The sequence below is a fragment of the Buttiauxella gaviniae ATCC 51604 genome, assembly GCF_001654835.1.
GTDB lineage: Bacteria > Pseudomonadota > Gammaproteobacteria > Enterobacterales > Enterobacteriaceae > Buttiauxella > Buttiauxella gaviniae.
Window position 1 is genome coordinate 1 of sequence record NZ_LXEP01000100.1, and the last position, 619, is coordinate 619.

Sequence of the window (619 nt, forward strand, 5' to 3'; positions counted from 1 at the left end):
GGCGTATCCTCGATGAGACAACGGGCAAAATGATTACCCTTCCAGGCGACCCGGTACCGGGCCAACAATCGAGAGCGAAAGGCTCATCCATCGCACTCGTTCAGCCGGTTGAGTTTCGCACCGCATCATGGCGCCGCGCTTTGGCTACGCTCGATAAGCAAGAACATGCCTGGTTGTCATGGTGCTATGCCGGGGATTTGTCTTTTGCTCACCAGGTGGCGATAACTGAATGGGCATGGGCCGAATTTAAAGCGGCTCTAGGAAGCAAGAAGATAGCGGGCAAGACGGTGAAGCGATTGCAGGCGTTAGTCTGGTTGGCTGCGCAGGATGTCAGGAATGAATTGAAAGGTGGGGAAGGCTATCAGCATGCTGACCTCGCAGCGTTAGTTCAAATAAGTAAATCCACCTGGTCAGAAACCTACGGAGACCACTGGCGGGCAATGAAAGCCTTGTTTGGTCGACTGGATAGTATCGCTCTTTGTGTAACGGCGAGAACGCGATCACAACAAAAGTCGACAAATTTATGTGTAAGTCTTGCAAAAACGAACTAAATGGGCGATATTTAAGCCTAATTTGATATTGTGCCATCAGTGTATTCGGTGGCAATATCTGATTAATG

Annotated in this window: 1 protein-coding gene; it reads left to right on the plus strand. The window is 49.9% G+C overall.

The genetic code is table 11. The features are described 5' to 3' along the window. The coding region (locus M977_RS23900; protein ID WP_064519669.1) for a bacteriophage antitermination protein Q at positions 1–551 on the plus strand (551 nt) is incomplete at its 5' end. Between the last annotated feature and the right edge of the window lie 68 nt (positions 552–619).